The organism is Paenibacillus algorifonticola (genome assembly GCF_050481745.1).
Taxonomy (GTDB): Bacteria; Bacillota; Bacilli; order Paenibacillales; family Paenibacillaceae; genus Pristimantibacillus; species Pristimantibacillus algorifonticola_A.
Map to the genome: position 1 here is coordinate 1 of NZ_JBCNGR010000006.1, position 16895 is coordinate 16895.

Below are 16895 nucleotides of genomic sequence, written 5' to 3' on the forward strand. Positions count from 1 at the left end.
AACGTGAAACGCGCGCTGAGCGTGTCTGGTCCATTCACTACGGTTGCTGCCAATGTGAGTGGCACAGCTTACACGAATACAGGTCTGACCAACGGCACGACCTATCACTATGTTGTGAGTGCTGTGAACGCTGCGGGGGAAGGAGTCAATTCTGCTGCTGCTTCCGCAACTCCGCAAAGTGTGGTTGTTCCATCCGGCGATCTGGTCTTGCAATATCGTGCGGGAGATAGCAATGCGACAGACAACCAGATCAAGCCGTATTTCAATATCAAAAACATCGGCAACACGGCTGTAGATCTGAGTGATCTGAAAATACGTTATTACTTCTCGAAGGAAGGCAACGCAGCTATGGACTCAGCCATTGACTGGGCTCAGATTGGCGGTACCAACATTCTGCGTACGTTCACCGATACGTATGTAGAGCTCAGCTTCACTTCCGGAGCCGGCGCGATCCAGGCAGGTGGACAATCCGGGGATATCCAGCTCCGCATGTACAAAACGGACTGGACCAACTTTGACGAAACGAATGATTATTCCTACGATCCGACCAAAACATCCTATCAGGACTGGAACAAGGTGACCCTTTATAAAGGCGGCAACCTAATCTGGGGAATTGAGCCTTAAAAGACAGAAAAAGAAACTCCAGAGTTGATTGCTGATTCGGTAAGAGATAAAGACGAGTAAAATGCTGTGCAGGTCATAGGAATGTATCCAGGCCGTGAACTCGAAGTATGGACGTATGCAGACCATCATCACCAAGCAGGGACGTTTCAAAGTCATGTTCATGACTTTTGGAACGTCTCTTTTAGCTGAGCGCGTCTTATTTCCTGCACTTTCTAATAATTGTATCAATAATTTGGAATTTGAGGGTCTTTGGGGGACTTTATTGTTTATTAGCTGATGAAGGATTTCTGCAGGCATGTGTTGAAGAGCATTAGTATTTACAATTAGAATCAAAGGGATAAATAAATGTCTAAATAGTTTTAAGCAAATGCTGGAGAGATAAGAGGTTTTTTATGTACTTGGCAAAGCTTTATTTTTAGAATTGATGTAAGCCTTTATCAAAAAGAAGTTGCATGGTAAGATAAACGCTTCTAACCATACTGTCACCAGATTATTACACAGCTTTAGTCAGCAGTATGTCATTGTTTTCATAATAGTTCCTAAGGAGTCATGTCCATTGGTTGTACCCTTGAGTAAATTGACAAAAATACCCCGAAACCTAATCCAAACACCAACCCATCAACAAAGAATATTGAGAATGAATGGACTGTCTGCGATAGAATCTTGTACACGTACAGAGGAAGCTACTGGTACGTTGTTTCTAGAAGACCATATGCTCTTAATCGTAATTGAAGGGATATATACCGTGCGATTTGGAACTGAGGTGCATACGGTAAACAAACACGAAATGGTACTCATTCATAAATCCATTGCGTTTCAATATGAAAAAAGCGGGGAACCGAACTTCGATTATGTACTCAATTATATGATGTTTTTCTTAAAAGACGACATAATAAACGAGTTTATGAAACTAGCAGATTATAATCCTACTTTGGCCGCGAGGACATCGGCTCCGGTATCTGTACATGCGATTGATGATAGACTTTTCAGCTATCTGGAATCATTAAAGCCGTATTTTAATGAACCAGAACGGATTAAAGATGGGTTGGTTAAGGTGAAGTTATTAGAATTATTATTTGGCATAGCCGATAGAAATGACATTTTTCTATCTGAGCTTGCCCGGATTAAGCGCCAAGAACGAAAAAGCATCAAGGACGTCGTTGATGCGAATATCACAAATCCCGTAACCTTGCAGGATCTCGCCTACTTATCTGGTCGAAGCCTATCCTCCTTCAAACGTGATTTTAGAGCGATCTATAATACTTCTCCGCTCCAGTGGATACGAAATCGTCGACTGGATAAAGCGCAAGAAATGCTAGTCCATTCCTCCTTATCCGTAACTGAAATTTGCTTCTCAACGGGTTTTGAGAACGTCTCACACTTCTCCAAAGTGTTTAAGCTGAGATTCGGAATCCCGCCTTCTGCACTCAAACAGCCGCCAAAGCTCTGATGATTTGAACTCTGAGCCAAATGAACAACGGATTTGGACCTCCGAACAAAGTATAGTGTGCATTCATCTGGTACATTTATACATGTCAACCAGATGACTAGTCCTATTACATCCAAGGAGGAAAAACCATGCCTGATTCTAACCTTTGGCAGGATTCTGCTGCCACCCCTATTGCGTCATTGAAAGGTCATCATATCGCCATCCGAGTGCCAGACTACGAGGCTGCAAAGAGCTGGTACGTGGAGAAGCTAGGCTTCCGTGTCATACAAGAATGGCCGTTTGGAGACCTGCAACTTGCTTATGTTGCTCCGCCTTATGACGACTCCTTTTACTTTGAGATTATTGGAGACGGAGAGGTAAATGATGCTCCTATTTACCAAGATATTAACAGCAGCATGTATAAAGCCGGTTACCATCATCTCTGCATGAGCGTGAACGACGTGGATGAAGCGATTGCATATTTGGAATCAAAAGGAGTTAACCTCATCGGGGAGCCCTTTAACTTGGAGCCCATCCAGCGCCGCCTCGCCTTTTTCAACGATCCGTGGGGGAATATATTCGAATTGGCTCAGGTGATAGGTTAATAAGATTAGAGTAACCTCCACCATAAAACCCCCGACCGCAAAAGGTCGGGGGTTTTACTATTTTGGACATGCGAACAGCTTTTCTAAGCTCAATTGATATAAGTTAATTAAAGGGCTTTAATGCTAGAGACTGAATAATTTCCTCTTGGGAAAAAGGTTTGTTCCTACCCAGTTGTCTAACTTTTACGATAAAGGGGCTTCTAGGATTTTTCATATGGTAAAAGCCGGGTATACGCATGACTCTTGATAAATTGGTTATGAGGGGATCAGAGTTGAATTTTTTGGCTAAAGCTTTTTGAATCGGAACGAATTTGCTTATCGCTCCGCCTTGAACAACCCAATAGATGTGATATCCGTTTTTAGTTTCGATGATCATCGTATCCTTAATTTGAACCTGGAATTTTTTTATGAATGCGTTCTTCAATTTTGTGACTCTCTGCTTTGTTCGCAGGGCTAGCAGATGGTATTGGCCCTTTTTATTTTGACTGAAAACATGTATGCGTTTATTCCTCTTGGTAAAGAGTGTGAATTGAGGAGTGCGCCTTTCAAGTAAACTTAGACGTTTATGAAGTGTCATTGCTGGGTGGTTGAAAGCAGGACGGTATCTCTTATTTTTGTTCTTATCGTCATGGACTAAAATAAAATGCAGTTGTTCGTTCTGCTTGCAGCCTAGTTTCGTAATAAAATGGCGTGCATGACCAGAGAACCTTCGCAAATTTCCAGAATATCTCATTGAATTTAATCGCTGTGTCATTAAACCATTCTCCTTTAAAGCATGCGCTGCATCTTCGGTTCTTTTCTAACCAATCATATTCTGACAAGAGGACACAAGTGTAAGGGAGAGTACCCATTTTTCAACATTAGATAGGTTAATAATAAAATCAGGGCGTGTGCTAGGGTGACATTGAAAGGCGATCGATTATTTCTGGCTGTGAATGAAGGAGCAGAGGAAGAACTGAAAAAGGTGGAGAAGCTTATTCAAAATTTCCCAGCAGGGAAAGCGGGAAGGATCTACAATATTGATTTCAATCAATTTCTTCTTAGTGATCCGATTTCAGTGGAACAACAGTTGGATCTCATCGTGAACTTGCTGGTTGAAGACAATAAATAAAAGTAGAAAAAAAGAGGGAGCTTAGGGCGGAAAATAGTGCCTTAAGTTCCCTCTGCTGCGTGTAGCTATAAATATCGATACTGATCGGCGAGTAGATATGCTATTAGTTTTTAATTCAATATTTTTATTTCAACTCATACTTTGCAAGACTCGTACCCATATCCAGATAAAAGGTAGTTGCATTCAAGAATCGAATGTTTCTCTCGGCAAACCGAGCTTGTTCCAGAATTAATGAGGTTTGCGTTTTGAGTGTGCGAGAATCCAATACGTAGAAGGCTGCTTTTGATGGCTTTTCAAAATCAAACCAAGAACCTTTGGACTCGACACCGCCGAAGGCGATGCTCTGGTTCCCTAGCAGCTGCAACGTGTATTGGTCAGGCAAGTCATCAAAGGTTCTCGTTGCGACAAGCTTATTGTTTGTATCGAATACGGTAAGTGTGTTTTTATCCTGAACGAGATAGTAATTGCCTGTGGACATGAACAGTCTATCTTTACGATCAGGCTCAGGTGTCGGCATGATACGGCTCCATTTCTTTGTCCCGTCAGGGGAATAACCGTATAAGGTTTCAATTCCGGTCTTTGCGTCTAATGCCGGAACAAGTATCGTTCCACCACTGAGAACATCGAAATCAGCATGTATATAGCTAAAATAATCCTGCGGGTATTTGGCAGTCGTGATTTTTTTGTTAGCCGAAATAGAATAGATATCTAGAATTGTTGCAGCCCCTACATAGTTAACGGAACCGACATAATTTCCTTGGATGTGGCGTATAACACCATCGTATTCTCTATCAAGAAGCTGTTTGCCTTCCGTTGAATAAAGAACTAAATGGCTTTTATTTTGAATCGTATCAATAGTGGCAATGCGTCCATCATCAAGCACGTACCAATTAAAACTATAAGCAAGGGTCTTGGACCATCGCTGCTTATTGTTTGAATCAAGCGCGACTAGCTTTCTGACATTTTTCTTTTCAATTTTTACCTGTTCTACATAATATAAGTTCCCGTTACGGTCTATATCGAATGCATTGTACACGTGAGGCGAGTTGCGTATCCATTTTTGCTTTCCCGTCGTATCGTCAAAAGCCATCATCCTGTAAGTAGATTTGCTTTTTCCGCCTGGGCTGTAATACTGAAACATATATCCAGTACGGGAACCATTATGCTCAGAAATGATAGGGAAATATTTTTTGCCTAGAAAGTAATAATTTCTATCTAAAATATTTGTTGATGTGTGATCTGGAACCGTTATGGTCCATCGTGGCTCGGGAAGCTCTGTAAAGTCAGCAGCAGATACAGAATGCGATAAAAATGTTGTCAAAATCGCCATCAAAGAAAATAATTGAATACGTAAAGAAAACTTTCTCATTAAAGTAGAATCCTCCTAAATCGTATGTAATGTATTAGCTATGGTGATTATATCACATGGTCTGGGATATGATGTCTTGTCACAAACATTCCGTTCATCAATCTGACCATGAATAAATGGCGGTTCTGGCCCTAACGCAAACGGTGGCCACTCCCTATGGCCCGTCTTGCATAGCGACACGGCAGCTTACAGCGTAACCTTTTACAAAAGGGATGTTTAGGTACCGTGACCAGCCAGTGATTGTAAAATAACGGTGGACATTATGGACTTAATTGCTCCTGTCTCCACTATTAGAAACTCTACAGCCTCCTTGAGGTTGTAGAGTTTTTTATTTTAAGCAAATAGCCTGCATACTTTCGCTGCGTCTCTTCCTTTTATAAAAACAAAAAACGACATACTATTTACAAAAATGGTATTAATGTATAAAATATCCATAGAAGCGAAAGCTTCAATACGCCGCTTATCCCATATAGTCTAAAAGATTTGGATAGAATGTCCCCATAATTAGTTGATTGAAATTTTATTGGAGGTGGAATACTTGGCACGTGTTTTAGTTGTAATGATGCCTGCAGAAGGGCATATCAATCCCTCATTGGGATTGATCAAGGAGCTGGTAGAGAACGGCGATGAAGTCGTCTATTGTTGTACGGAGAAATACCGGACGAAGATTGAACAGATCGGTGTGCAATTTAGAGCTTACTCGTTCAACGAGTCAACCCTGATGAATAACCCTGATATGAAGCCGTTTGAAATCAAGCATCCCTATCAATTTATATATATGATTTTAAAACATATTATTCAGCGATTTATTCCGGATGTTCTGAAGCTGACTGAAAATGAAACCTATGATTATATCATTTTTGACTCCTTAATAGGCTGGGGAGGACAAGTTTTAGGTAAAAAGCTGGGTATACCAACGGTATGCTCGACAACTACCTTTGTTTTTGTTGAGCCTCTTGGATCGAACAATAAACTGGAGGATGACGATGAGGAGGTCAAGGAGCTTTATAACGGCATCATGGAATTGTCGCAGCAATTAGCTGCCCAGTTTAATGTGGCTGCCCCTTCCTTAGATGAACTTGCCGGACATCCAGGTCAATTGAAGATTGTCTATACCAGCCGTTATTTTCAACCAATGGGTGACACGCTGGGTGACAGCTTTGTGTTCACCGGCCCCTCTATTATAACGCGCAAGGATGCGCCAGCCTTTGCCTATGAGCCGCTTCATGCTCCGTATAAACAGACGGTTTACATTTCGATGGGAACGATTTTAAATAAAGACCTTGATTTTTATAAGCTCTGCTTTACCGCTTTTCATGATTTGCCTGTACAGTTTATATTGTCTTCGGGGAAAGATACCGATTTAGAGCCAGTGGCAGATCTCATTCCTGACAATTTCATCATAAGGCCCTATGTTCCCCAACTGGAAGTGCTGCAGCGTGTAGATGCTTTTCTGACACATGCGGGCATGAACAGTACGAGCGAAGCCTTGTATTATAATGTGCCATTGATTATGCTCCCGTTAACCTCGGATCAGCCTCGTGTGGCAAGCCGCGTGAAGGAGCTGGGAGCGGGAGTAATCGTGGATAAGAACAATCTCACGCCCGAGGTGCTGAGGAACGCTGTATTAGAGGTACTCGGCAATGCCTCCTATGGGGAGCAGGCTGGCGTAATTGGCGAAACGCTGCGCGAGGCTGGCGGGTATAAGCAGGCTGCTGCTGCCATTGGGAGCTTTTTGGGCAATCGGCGGTTATCGACTACGGCCAGCTCTTCGCTTGAATAAAAAAGCTATTAAAAGAGCACGGTATCAGGTGCTCTTTTTTGCGTTTTAATGGATGTTGATGGTAATTTAGGAGGGCCCTTAGGTAAAATCCAAATGACTACTACAATTCAGGGATATTTTACTATAAACACTCCGTTATATATGGTAAAGTGAGTATCGGCTACCATTTCCACTCAAAGGAATATGCTGCAGATTATGAACCCACCATGTCTTACGAAAACGGAGTGAGAGAGTATGAAAATTAAAAAAATGATTCTGTTGTTCATGGTTTTTATTATGTTTGCCGAGGGGCTAGAGTCTTGGACAGGAACCGCGAGTGCCTATAACCCGCTTGAGTATCGGCAAAACGATTATCTCGTTAATATCCTGGAAGATGGAGACGGGCAAAATCGCGTGTTTAAATTCGAGACTCCCAATATAATTACGGCCAGTAATACCAAGCTACGTCTGTTTATTAATGCTAGAGAAATTGAACCTGAGGAATATACGATTGATTATAATAACTATGCGATAACCATTAACAAAGCGCCTGATCCGGGAGCGGAGCTTTCAATAAAATACTTAATCATTCCCACCTTTGAATGGGGAGAAGGGATTTCGGGCGGGTCTTATATCGGAAATGCTCTTTCCTATGGGGATGGTTCAACAAAGGTTTTTAAACTAACTACAAAATATATGATAAATTCGAGTAAAAAAGTCATTTTAAGAATAGGTGGAAGGCAGGTTCCTAACTCGGAGTTTACTTTTAATCATGAGAATTATACTATCACCCTACTAGAAAAACGCCGGGCGCCTTTAGCGGAAGAGGAAATATATTTTTATATTCCTAAAACTTCAATTACGGGTACCCAAACGTCCCCTGGTGGGACGATAGAGGAGCCGATATCTGGCGGGACGACGGTGAGTCCTCCATCTGGAGAAACAGGAGAGAGTCCAGTCTCGGGAGGTGCTGGATCTACAGGTACAGAGGCTGAACCGGAATTTCAACTGCTTGGAGGCGAAAGCTATCCTGGCTCTATTACGCTGAACAAGAATTATACGCTTACGGTTAAAATAACCATTCAGGCTAAACAGCCGGCCTACACTTCCTATCTAATGATTAAGAATGCAAGTGGGGAGGTCGTTAAGCGGATCAGGGTTAAAGCGGGCAGCACTTCAACTTATTCACTGAAGAAGATTGGACTGCCTTCAGGCGGATATTATGTTTATTTGAAAACCATTAATCAATCAGGTGGATTGGCAGCTTCTCTACCTATATTCGTTCCGATTAACAATGAGGTTAAACATATTAAAGTGTTTATTTCAGGATATATGCAAGCTTATGCGCAAGCTCCAGTGAATACAAATGGGAATGTACTCGTTCCGTTCAGGTCCATTTTTGAATCGCTGGGGGCAAAAGTGGAATGGGACAGCACCACTCAAACTGTGACGGCAACGAAAGAAGGAAAAACCATCGTATTAACGATTGGCTCCAACATTGCCTATGTGAACGGTGTGGCCATAACTTTGAGCGCAGCACCTCAATTAATCAATGGAACCACAATGGTTCCAGTTCGATTCGTTAGCGAGGCACTAGGCGGATTGGTAGAGTGGAACGTGGCAGCTAATTCAGTTGTTGTATTTCAGAGTGAGCCGACCATCTCTACAACTGTGGAAAGTGAGAAGGAGGCGGAATCTGACGCGACTAGTTCTTCGCCTATTTTAACAAAAATATCGAAAGGCATTACCGCTCCTACGGATATTGTTTTTGTCATAGACGTTACAGGCAGTATGGGAGGGGTCATCGATTATATAAAAGAAACGGTTAAAAGTTTTGTGGATTCCGTCCCAGCCGGCTCCAATTTTGCAATTGTTGCTTATCGGGATATTAATTATGTTGATCAAAACAAAAATCTGGAATTTTATTCTTTTACCAACAATAAAAACGAGTTAAAGACTAATTTAGATCAATTAAAAGCTGCCGGAGGAGGGGACGAGCCTGAGTCGGGACTCGATGCTATTCATATGGCAATGAACAAGCTATCGGGCAGAACGAACGCCAAAAGAATCATCTTTATAACGGATGCCTCCGTTCACGATAAAGGCACCGCGCCAGCAAAATCTGGCTTCACGCTTAAACAGGTAATTGCCGAGCTGAAAACGAATAAGGTTGTGCTCGATGCAATCGCTCCAAAAAGCGGATCAGCCTATAAGCAAATTATTCAGCTTGTGAATAGTAATAAGGGCAAGCTGTACGATATCGATGATGCTAGTACTTTGCTGCTGAACAAATAAGTATTATTTCAAATGTTGGCTTGCTAGTTAATGCCTAACTGCGGCACCTTTTTACGAGGTTCAAATAAACGGAAAAATGATATAATAATAACGAATGGAGCTGATGTCGATGGATTTGTTGGACCCGCGTGTGGATTTTGTATTCAAACGGATATTTGGAAGCGAAAATAATAAAGATGTGCTGTTAGCCTTTCTAAACAGTATTTTTATTGAAGCTGGAGAAACTCCGCTGACTGAGATTATTCTTATGAATCCGTATACGGATAAAGACGATCCACTCGATAAACAGTCCATTTTTGATGTTTATGCGAAGACTGCGGAAGGCAAACTGATTGATATTGAGATGCAGCTTTTCAATAAGTATGATATAGAGAAACGAACGCTTTTTTACTGGAGCAAACGGTATGCGAGCCAACTTAGTGAGGGTGACAAATATCCGGAGCTTAAGAAATGCGTGACAATCAACATTTTAAACTATTCGTTCTTGAAGAACGATCAATATCATAATGTGTTTCATTTGCGTGAAGATAAGACAGGAATATCCTTAATTGATGATATCGAGGTTCATTTCTTGGAGCTGCCTAAGCTGGATGAACGTATCGTTCCATCAGAGGGTGGGTTGATCAACTGGCTGCTGTTTTTGAAAGGGGCTAATACATCACAATGGGAGGTACTGAGAATGAATGAGCCGAGCTTAGAGAAGGCGATGGATACACTGCAATATTTGAGCCAAGATTCAGACGCCAGACGGTTGTATGATGCCAGGCAGAAGTATCTGCATGATGAAGCATCCATGTTGGAAAGTGCGATGCAAGCAGGTATGAAAGCGGGTATGGAGGAAGGTATGAAGGAAGGTATGAAGGAAGGTATGAAGGCGGGTAAGGAGGCAGGTCTACAGGAAGGCATGAAGACAGGTATAAGAGAAGTAGCGGAGAATATGTTAAGCCTTAATTTAGATATAGCCACAATATCCAAAGCTACGGGTTTAACGGAGCAGGAAATAGCCAATCTGAAAAAGTAAATAAAGACTGTTCTTGAAGGCTGTTTTTCTATTTTGAAATTTTGAGCCTCATTCAACATGAAAAATGAAGTTCGAGTGCGCATCCTTTTGGGTGCGCACTATTTGTATTTGCCTATACCTATAAAAAATGGGGGATAAGAAAAAGGCCTTCCCATGAACTTAACTCAGGTACCGCACACAATTAAAGACTTCTAATTGACGTTTACTACCTAACCTATTAGACTGATGGTACATAACGATATTGATATATTACATAACAAAAATAACAAGAATAGCAAAAACTGAATAATGATATCAAGTCTTATTTTACAGAAGGAGGATGCGTGAAGTCATGAGAATCGAAGCGATCAAGCAATATATTTTCCAAGAAGGGCAGCCGTTTCAGAGCAGCCATGCCTGTCATGGGGCAATGAGCTAGTGCTGGAGGATGAGCCTGGAGAATATTCTTATCCGGCAATCGTGTCATCGGGCGATGAATTATATGTCACTTATACGTGGAAAAGGGATCGAATCGCTTTTTGGAAGCTGGCTTTGGATAGATATTGACCAGAGCTACTAGAGTGAGCAAGGTAACCGTAGAAAAAGAAAGGCGGTGTTTTTATGACAAGTAGGCGGCCTTTGTTAGAAGTAATTGCAGTGGATGAGTCCGATGCGAGAGCGGCAGAAGCGGGTGGTGCGGATCGCATCGAGCTGGTTTGCGCGATGTCGGAAGGCGGGCTCACGCCTAGCTTCGGTATTATCGAGCAAGTAGTTTCTAGCGTTTCGATTCCCGTGTACGTTATGATTCGGCCGCATAGCCGATCGTTCTGCTACAACGAGGACGACAGGAAGGCAATGAAAAAAGATATTCATATAGCTCGCGAGCTGGGAGCATCCGGCATCGTTATAGGTGCTTTGACAGATACAGGCGAAGCGGATCTAGCGCTGCTGCAGGAGTGCTTGACTGATGCTCAACGGTTAGGCGTTACTTTTCACCGGGCGATTGATGAGAGTGCTAGCCTGACCCAAACGTTAGAAGCCATAAGCGCTTTTTCCCAGATTGAACGGGTACTCACATCGGGTGGCAAGAGCACTGCCCTAGAGGCAGCGAACGAATTAAAGGAACTATCCAAACGAGGTGGGGAACGCAACGTTGCAGTAATGGCCGGAGCAGGGTTGATCATAGATAAAATCCATCCTTTCGTCCTTCATACAGGCGTTACGGAATTGCATTTTGGCTCAGGGGTGCGTCGCGAGGGCAGCTTTCACTCGCCTGTTGACTCTAGTTTAGTAGCAAAAGCAAAGCAGCACCTTGTAAACGCAGCGAAAGAGCTTTTCAACTTTTAATCCCCTAATCATAGAACAAGAGGTGATCCGGTTATGCAGATTATGGCACCACATTTGGTAGAGGAATATAGAGGCGGCACGCTTGAAAATATTCATCACGGCCACATTTGTGGAATTGATGATCAGGGCGAGGTCATTTATCGTGTGGGCGACCCGGAATGGGTGTCCTATATGCGCTCTGCGGCCAAGCCTTTTCAGGCGATTCCAGCCTTTGTTCATGGCGTTCCTGATACTTACAGCTTGACGGATCCAGAAAAAACACTGATGACAGCCTCGCACCGCGCTGAGCCTTATCAGGTAGAAGCGCTGGAAGCGATGCTTTCCAAAATAGGAATAGAGGAACGTTGTCTGATTTGCTCCGAAACGTATCCTTTAAGCATGCAGGCCCGCGATGCGCTCCTGCTTCATAGTCAGCCGCCGCGTCGTCTGTATCACAATTGCTCAGGCAAGCATTTAGGCGTGCTCGCGTTATGCCAAGCTAAGGGATATCCGCTAGAGGGATATGCGGACCCGGAGCACCCAGCGCAGAGAGAAATCTTACAGACAATCGCTCAATTCTCAGGGGCGAAGGCAGAAGAAATCCAACTGGGCACGGATGGCTGCGGCTTCCCGGTGTTTGCGCTGCCTCTGCGGCAAATAGCGGCCATGTTCCTAAAGCTTGCTTGCCCGGATTTGCTGGAGGATCAGCGAACGCGAGAGGCGGCATGGCAAGTAGGAAGGCTGATGAACGAAAATCATAATATGGTTTCGGCCCCCTGGTTCATATGCTCCAATCTGTTAAAGGATAGCAATATCGTGGCGAAGGGCGGTGCCAAAGGCATCTATGGGTTTGCGCTTCGCAAGGAACGAGTGGCATTCGCTTTGAAGGTGCTGGATGGCTCTGAGGAGGAATGGGCGCTGATTATTGCATCCATTTTGGAGCAGATAAATTATAGCAATCGCGTTACAATTGACTTAATGTACCAGCTTGCGTCGCGGGAGCTTAAAAACGACAGCGGCCTTCTAGTAGGCACCAATAAAGCGGTATTTCAACTGAATCGAGTCGAGAAGGGTAGGCGGTCCCAATGAGCCAAGCGCAATGGGTCAAAGCGGCGGCAAGCGTGTCGCCATCAGAACGACAGCTTAAATGGCAGTCACTGGAGTTTTATGCGTTTATTCATTTTACGGTAAACACCTTTACGGATCAGGAATGGGGCCTTGGCAATGAGGACCCGGCTATTTTTGACCCGACGGAGCTTAGTGCTGATCAATGGGTAGAGGCTTGCAAAGCCGCTGGGATGAAGGGGCTCATTTTAACCTGCAAGCATCACGACGGTTTCTGCTTATGGCCTAGCAAATATACGGATCATACGGTAGCGGCAAGTGCTTGGAAAAAGGGCTCCGGCGATTTGGTGCGGGAAGTAGCTGAAGCGTGCCGAAAGGGCGGAATTCAGTTCGGTGTCTATTTGTCGCCATGGGACCGGCATGAAGCCTCCTATGGAGATTCGGAGCGTTATAATGAATTTTTCAAAAATCAGCTTAGAGAGCTGTTGACGAATTATGGAGATATATTTTGCGTGTGGTTTGACGGTGCATGCGGGGAAGGGCCCAATGGCAAAAGGCAGGTGTATGATTGGGACGGCTACTATGCGATCATTCGCGAGCTGCAGCCCAATGCTGTTATTTCTGTCTGCGGCCCCGATGTGCGCTGGTGCGGCAATGAAGCAGGGCATACAAGGGCTTCGGAATGGAGCGTCGTCCCGGCCCATTTGCAGGATAATGAAAAAATTCAAGAGCAATCGCAGCAAGCGGATGATCGCAAGTTTGCAACCCGAATTAATTCGCAGGAAAGTGATCTAGGCAGCAGAGAGATTGTCAAGCAGTACGACGAATTAATCTGGTACCCTGCGGAAGTGAATACATCGATTCGTCCCGGCTGGTTTTACCATGAAGCTGAGGATGATCAGGTGAAATCGCTGGAAGAGCTTCTGGGCATTTATAATGGCTCAGTTGGCGGCAACGCGACTTTCCTGCTGAATCTTCCGCCGGATAAGCGCGGTCTTGTTCATGAGCATGATATAGTGCGTTTACAGCAGCTTGGCAACGCCTTGCGCGGTACCTTTGCGCATAATTTAGCGGCACAGGAGCAGGTGGAAATACAAGCATCGGAAACGAAGGATGACAATCACGCGGCATCGCAGCTGTTGAACGATGATGTGGATGCGTTCTGGTGTCCTCGCGAAGGGACGGAGCAAGCTTGGATTGAGCTGGATTTGCAGGAAGAGCAGCGCTTTGACCGAATTGTGCTCAAGGAGCATATTAAGACGGGACAACGAATAGAACGTTTCCAGGTGGAATACCTTGATGGGGAAGAGCGGAAGCTCTTATATGAAGGAACGGTTGTTGGCTATAAGCGCATTTGCTGCTTCGAACCGGTAACCGCGAGAAAAATCCGGCTTACCATTCAAGAATCGAGATGGTGTCCAACTTTGTCTGGGCTGGGCGTTCATTTGAGCAAGCAAGGGGAGGCTGTTTAATGGCGATTTTTGAATGCAGGCAATCTCAGTTTTTTTATGATGAAAAACCGATACAGCTTTTATCAGGAGCTCTGCATTATTTTAGAATCGTCCCTGAATATTGGAGCGACAGGCTGCAAAAGCTGAAAGCCTGCGGCTTCAATACCGTAGAAACCTATGTGCCGTGGAATTTCCATGAGCCCAAGCCGGGGCAGTTCCGTTTTGATGGCATGGCGGATTTGCAGCGTTTTATTCAGACAGCAGGGGAGATGGGTTTGCTCGTCATTGTGCGAGCAAGCCCCTACATTTGCGCGGAATGGGAGTTTGGCGGTTTGCCTGCATGGCTGCTGGCGGATGACGAGGTTAAGCTTCGCTGCTATAACGAGAAGTTTCTGGAGCAGGTAGACGCTTATTACGATGTGCTGCTGCCCAAATTACAACCGCTCCTATGTACAAACGGCGGGCCAATTATTGCGCTGCAAATTGAAAATGAATACGGAAGCTATGGCAACGACGCCAGCTATTTGGAATATTTGCGTCAAGCTATGGTTCGTCGCGGGATGGATGTATTGCTGTTCACCTCTGATGGGCCGACTGACTCTTTGCTGCAAGGCGGATCGGTGCCGGGACAGCTTTCGACTGTGAATTTTGGCTCCGGCGTGAAGGGGGCCTTTTCGAAGTTGCGTGAATATCAGGCAGATCAGCCCTTCATGTGCATGGAATATTGGATTGGCTGGTTCGATCATTGGGGAGAGCGTCACCATACTAGAGATGCGGGCGATGTGGCGAGCGTATTCGAGGAAATGCTGGAGGAGAAGGCTTCGGTCAACTTCTACATGTTCCATGGCGGAACGAACTTCGGTTTCTATAATGGGGCGAACTGCCAGCAGAAGGATCAATATGAGCCGACGATTACGAGCTATGATTATGATTCGCTCTTAAGTGAATCGGGTGACCTGACAGATAAATATTATGCGGTACGGGCTGTCATCGACCGCTATATGAAGCTGGGAGAGCTCAAGCTGCCAGAGCCTATTGGCAGAAGGGCATACGGTCAAGTGGAAATGACGGAGCAGGCAGCATTGCTCTCGCAGTTAGATCGGCTGTCTGTACCGATTCGCCGAACGAATCCCGAGCCGATGGAGAAGCTCGGTCAGGATTATGGATTTATTTTATACCAGACAACGCTATCGGGGCCGAGGGAGAAACAGGAGCTTGTCGTGCAGGAGGTACGCGATCGTGCGCTAGTGTTTGTGGATGGAACGCTTGCGGGTGTGCTGGAACGCGGCAATCCGGAGCGGACGGTGTCGTTCGAAGTGCCCGCAGAAGGCGTGGAAATTGCAATTCTCGTAGAAAATATGGGGCGGATCAATTATGGGCCATATCTCAGAGACCCGAAGGGCATTACGGAGGGCGTCCGCTTTGGCTTTCAATTTTTATATGATTGGACGATTCATTGTCTGCCGCTTGATGATTTGTCGCCTTTGCAATTCGAGGCTGCGACCGCTAATGCCTTCACTAGCACTAATTTCAGCAATAGTGACAGCGCTAGTAACAGCTCTAATGCCAGTAGCAGCACTGACGCTGAGCAGTCAGTCCCTGCTTTTTACCGGGGCATTCTCCGCGTGGACGATGTGCAGGATACGTTCCTGCGGCTGGAGGGTTGGACGAAGGGCGTTGCCTTCATAAACGGGTTCAATCTGGGACGATATTGGGAGAAGGGGCCGCAGCAAACGCTGTATGTGCCCGCGCCGCTTTTACGCCAGGGTGAAAATGTCATTGTGATATTCGAGCTGCATGGAACGGACAGTCGGGGCGTAACGTTTGTGGATACCCCGGATTTGGGCGGCTAGACTGGAAAATAGAATAGTAGACGATTATTGCGAATTGTGTAATACCCGGGAAAAGGGTATACGTTGGTGTGAGGATACAAACATGCGGGAGAGGATGAGGGAAGAGATGAAGGTAGGACTCAGCACATACAGTCTTCAGCAGGCTTTGGACAAAAAAGAAATGACCGTACCGGATGCGATTCGCTTTATCGCGGGGCAAGGCGGGGAACATGTAGAAATCGTTCCTATTGGATACAGCCTAATCGACAATCCGGAGCTGGTTGATCAAATTGTACAGACGGCCAAGGAAGTGGGCATCGATATTTCCAACTATGCCATAGGAGCCAATTTTGTTGCGCATGACAATCCTGAAGCGCTGGAGAGCGAAATTCAAGCCGTCAAGCAGCATGTCGATGTAGCGAGAACGCTTGGCGTCACCAAAATGCGCCATGACGTCGCTTTCCGTCCCGCACATGAGGGAACGGTCGCCCAGTTTGAAGCGGATCTGCCCCTTCTAGTAGAGGCATGCCGCACGATTGCTGATTACGCAGCAGACTTCGGCATTACAACGAGTGTGGAAAATCACGGCTATTATGTGCAATCCAGCGAGCGAATCCGGCGTTTGCTGCATGAAACAGCGCGGGATAATTTCAAAACGACGCTGGACATCGGCAATTTCCTTTGTGTAGATGAAGATCCAGTTAGCGCCGTGAAAAATAACATTCCTTATGCCTCCATGGTGCATGCCAAGGATTTTTATTTTAGACCCTCCTACCGCAATCCGGGAGCAGGCTGGTTTCAGACGGCGCACGGCAATTATTTGCGGGGGGCGATTGTGGGGCATGGGGACATCGATATGTTCGAAGTGTTCCGCGTGCTGAAGCAGTCCGGCTATGACGGATATATTTCCGTTGAATTTGAAGGCATGGAGGATTGCAGAACCGCTTCCAAAATAGCCATGGACAACGTACGGCGCTTCTGGCAAGAAGCGTAACCATCTAACGCATAAGCAAATGAACAGACTAA

At 45.1% G+C, this 16895-nt stretch carries 14 protein-coding genes; 12 read left to right on the forward strand and 2 right to left on the reverse strand.

What is annotated here, in order from left to right; translation table 11 throughout:
- From ABEW34_RS03635 to ABEW34_RS03645, 3 genes are all read left to right on the forward strand, one after another.
- The coding region (locus ABEW34_RS03635; protein ID WP_430154942.1) for a cellulose binding domain-containing protein at positions 1 to 624 on the forward strand (624 nt) is incomplete at its 5' end.
- Positions 625 to 1180: 556 nt separating this feature from the next.
- Positions 1181 to 2074, forward strand: coding sequence for a helix-turn-helix domain-containing protein (locus ABEW34_RS03640; RefSeq protein WP_430154944.1), 894 nt, complete (start codon positions 1181 to 1183; stop codon positions 2072 to 2074).
- Positions 2075 to 2202: 128 nt separating this feature from the next.
- Positions 2203 to 2658 carry a VOC family protein gene (locus tag ABEW34_RS03645; RefSeq protein ID WP_430154946.1) on the forward strand — a complete coding sequence of 152 codons (456 nt, stop codon included), beginning with the start codon at positions 2203 to 2205 and terminating at the stop codon, positions 2656 to 2658.
- Positions 2659 to 2761: 103 nt separating this feature from the next.
- Here ABEW34_RS03645 and ABEW34_RS03650 read toward each other — a convergent pair whose 3' ends face one another.
- Positions 2762 to 3412, reverse strand: coding sequence for a DNA-primase RepB domain-containing protein (locus ABEW34_RS03650; protein WP_430154948.1), 651 nt, complete (start codon positions 3410 to 3412; stop codon positions 2762 to 2764).
- A 144-nt stretch (positions 3413 to 3556) separates the two neighbouring features.
- On the opposite strand from ABEW34_RS03650, the gene ABEW34_RS03655 reads away from it, so the two are divergent.
- The gene (locus ABEW34_RS03655; protein WP_430154950.1) at positions 3557 to 3769 is read left to right on the forward strand and encodes a hypothetical protein; all 213 of its coding nucleotides are present in this window, start codon (positions 3557 to 3559) and stop codon (positions 3767 to 3769) included.
- Between the two features lie 124 nt (positions 3770 to 3893).
- Here the strand turns inward: ABEW34_RS03655 and ABEW34_RS03660 are convergent, their stop codons facing one another.
- Positions 3894 to 5138: a hypothetical protein gene (locus ABEW34_RS03660; protein WP_430154952.1), complete on the reverse strand. Its 1245-nt coding sequence runs from the start codon at positions 5136 to 5138 to the stop codon at positions 3894 to 3896.
- Positions 5139 to 5676: 538 nt separating this feature from the next.
- Here ABEW34_RS03660 and ABEW34_RS03665 point away from each other — a divergent pair.
- From ABEW34_RS03665 to ABEW34_RS03700, 8 genes are all read left to right on the forward strand, one after another.
- Entirely contained in the window at positions 5677 to 6921 is a 1245-nt protein-coding gene (locus ABEW34_RS03665) for a macrolide family glycosyltransferase (RefSeq protein WP_430154954.1), read from the forward strand.
- Between the two features lie 234 nt (positions 6922 to 7155).
- Positions 7156 to 9195: a stalk domain-containing protein gene (locus ABEW34_RS03670; RefSeq protein ID WP_430154956.1), complete on the forward strand. Its 2040-nt coding sequence runs from the start codon at positions 7156 to 7158 to the stop codon at positions 9193 to 9195.
- A gap of 109 nt (positions 9196 to 9304) precedes the next feature.
- On the forward strand, positions 9305 to 10216 hold the full coding sequence (locus tag ABEW34_RS03675; RefSeq protein WP_430154957.1) for an Rpn family recombination-promoting nuclease/putative transposase: 912 nt from the start codon (positions 9305 to 9307) through the stop codon (positions 10214 to 10216).
- Positions 10217 to 10816: 600 nt separating this feature from the next.
- Positions 10817 to 11542, forward strand: coding sequence for a copper homeostasis protein CutC (locus ABEW34_RS03680; RefSeq protein ID WP_430154959.1), 726 nt, complete (start codon positions 10817 to 10819; stop codon positions 11540 to 11542).
- A 33-nt stretch (positions 11543 to 11575) separates the two neighbouring features.
- On the forward strand, positions 11576 to 12610 hold the full coding sequence (locus ABEW34_RS03685) for an asparaginase (protein WP_430154960.1): 1035 nt from the start codon (positions 11576 to 11578) through the stop codon (positions 12608 to 12610).
- Positions 12607 to 14058: an alpha-L-fucosidase gene (locus ABEW34_RS03690; RefSeq protein ID WP_430154962.1), complete on the forward strand. Its 1452-nt coding sequence runs from the start codon at positions 12607 to 12609 to the stop codon at positions 14056 to 14058. The genes ABEW34_RS03685 and ABEW34_RS03690 overlap by 4 nt, the downstream gene beginning before the upstream one ends.
- Positions 14058 to 15890, forward strand: a complete 1833-nt coding sequence (locus ABEW34_RS03695) for a glycoside hydrolase family 35 protein (RefSeq protein ID WP_430154964.1) — start codon at positions 14058 to 14060, stop codon at positions 15888 to 15890. The genes ABEW34_RS03690 and ABEW34_RS03695 overlap by 1 nt, the downstream gene beginning before the upstream one ends.
- 106 nt (positions 15891 to 15996) lie before the next feature.
- Positions 15997 to 16863 carry a sugar phosphate isomerase/epimerase family protein gene (locus tag ABEW34_RS03700; protein ID WP_430154966.1) on the forward strand — a complete coding sequence of 289 codons (867 nt, stop codon included), beginning with the start codon at positions 15997 to 15999 and terminating at the stop codon, positions 16861 to 16863.
- Positions 16864 to 16895: the final 32 nt, after the last annotated feature.

Bases quoted from the DNA above. Each gene is read 5' to 3' on its own strand.
- ABEW34_RS03680 (WP_430154959.1), top strand. From the start codon at position 10,817: ATGACAAGTAGGCGGCCTTTGTTAGAAGTAATTGCAGTGGATGAGTCC.
- ABEW34_RS03695 (WP_430154964.1), top strand. From the start codon at position 14,058: ATGGCGATTTTTGAATGCAGGCAATCTCAGTTTTTTTATGATGAAAAA.
- ABEW34_RS03675 (WP_430154957.1), top strand. From the start codon at position 9,305: ATGGATTTGTTGGACCCGCGTGTGGATTTTGTATTCAAACGGATATTT.
- ABEW34_RS03670 (WP_430154956.1), top strand. From the start codon at position 7,156: ATGAAAATTAAAAAAATGATTCTGTTGTTCATGGTTTTTATTATGTTT.
- ABEW34_RS03650 (WP_430154948.1), bottom strand. From the start codon at position 3,412: ATGACACAGCGATTAAATTCAATGAGATATTCTGGAAATTTGCGAAGG.
- ABEW34_RS03645 (WP_430154946.1), top strand. From the start codon at position 2,203: ATGCCTGATTCTAACCTTTGGCAGGATTCTGCTGCCACCCCTATTGCG.
- ABEW34_RS03700 (WP_430154966.1), top strand. From the start codon at position 15,997: ATGAAGGTAGGACTCAGCACATACAGTCTTCAGCAGGCTTTGGACAAA.
- ABEW34_RS03690 (WP_430154962.1), top strand. From the start codon at position 12,607: ATGAGCCAAGCGCAATGGGTCAAAGCGGCGGCAAGCGTGTCGCCATCA.
- ABEW34_RS03660 (WP_430154952.1), bottom strand. From the start codon at position 5,138: ATGAGAAAGTTTTCTTTACGTATTCAATTATTTTCTTTGATGGCGATT.
- ABEW34_RS03685 (WP_430154960.1), top strand. From the start codon at position 11,576: ATGCAGATTATGGCACCACATTTGGTAGAGGAATATAGAGGCGGCACG.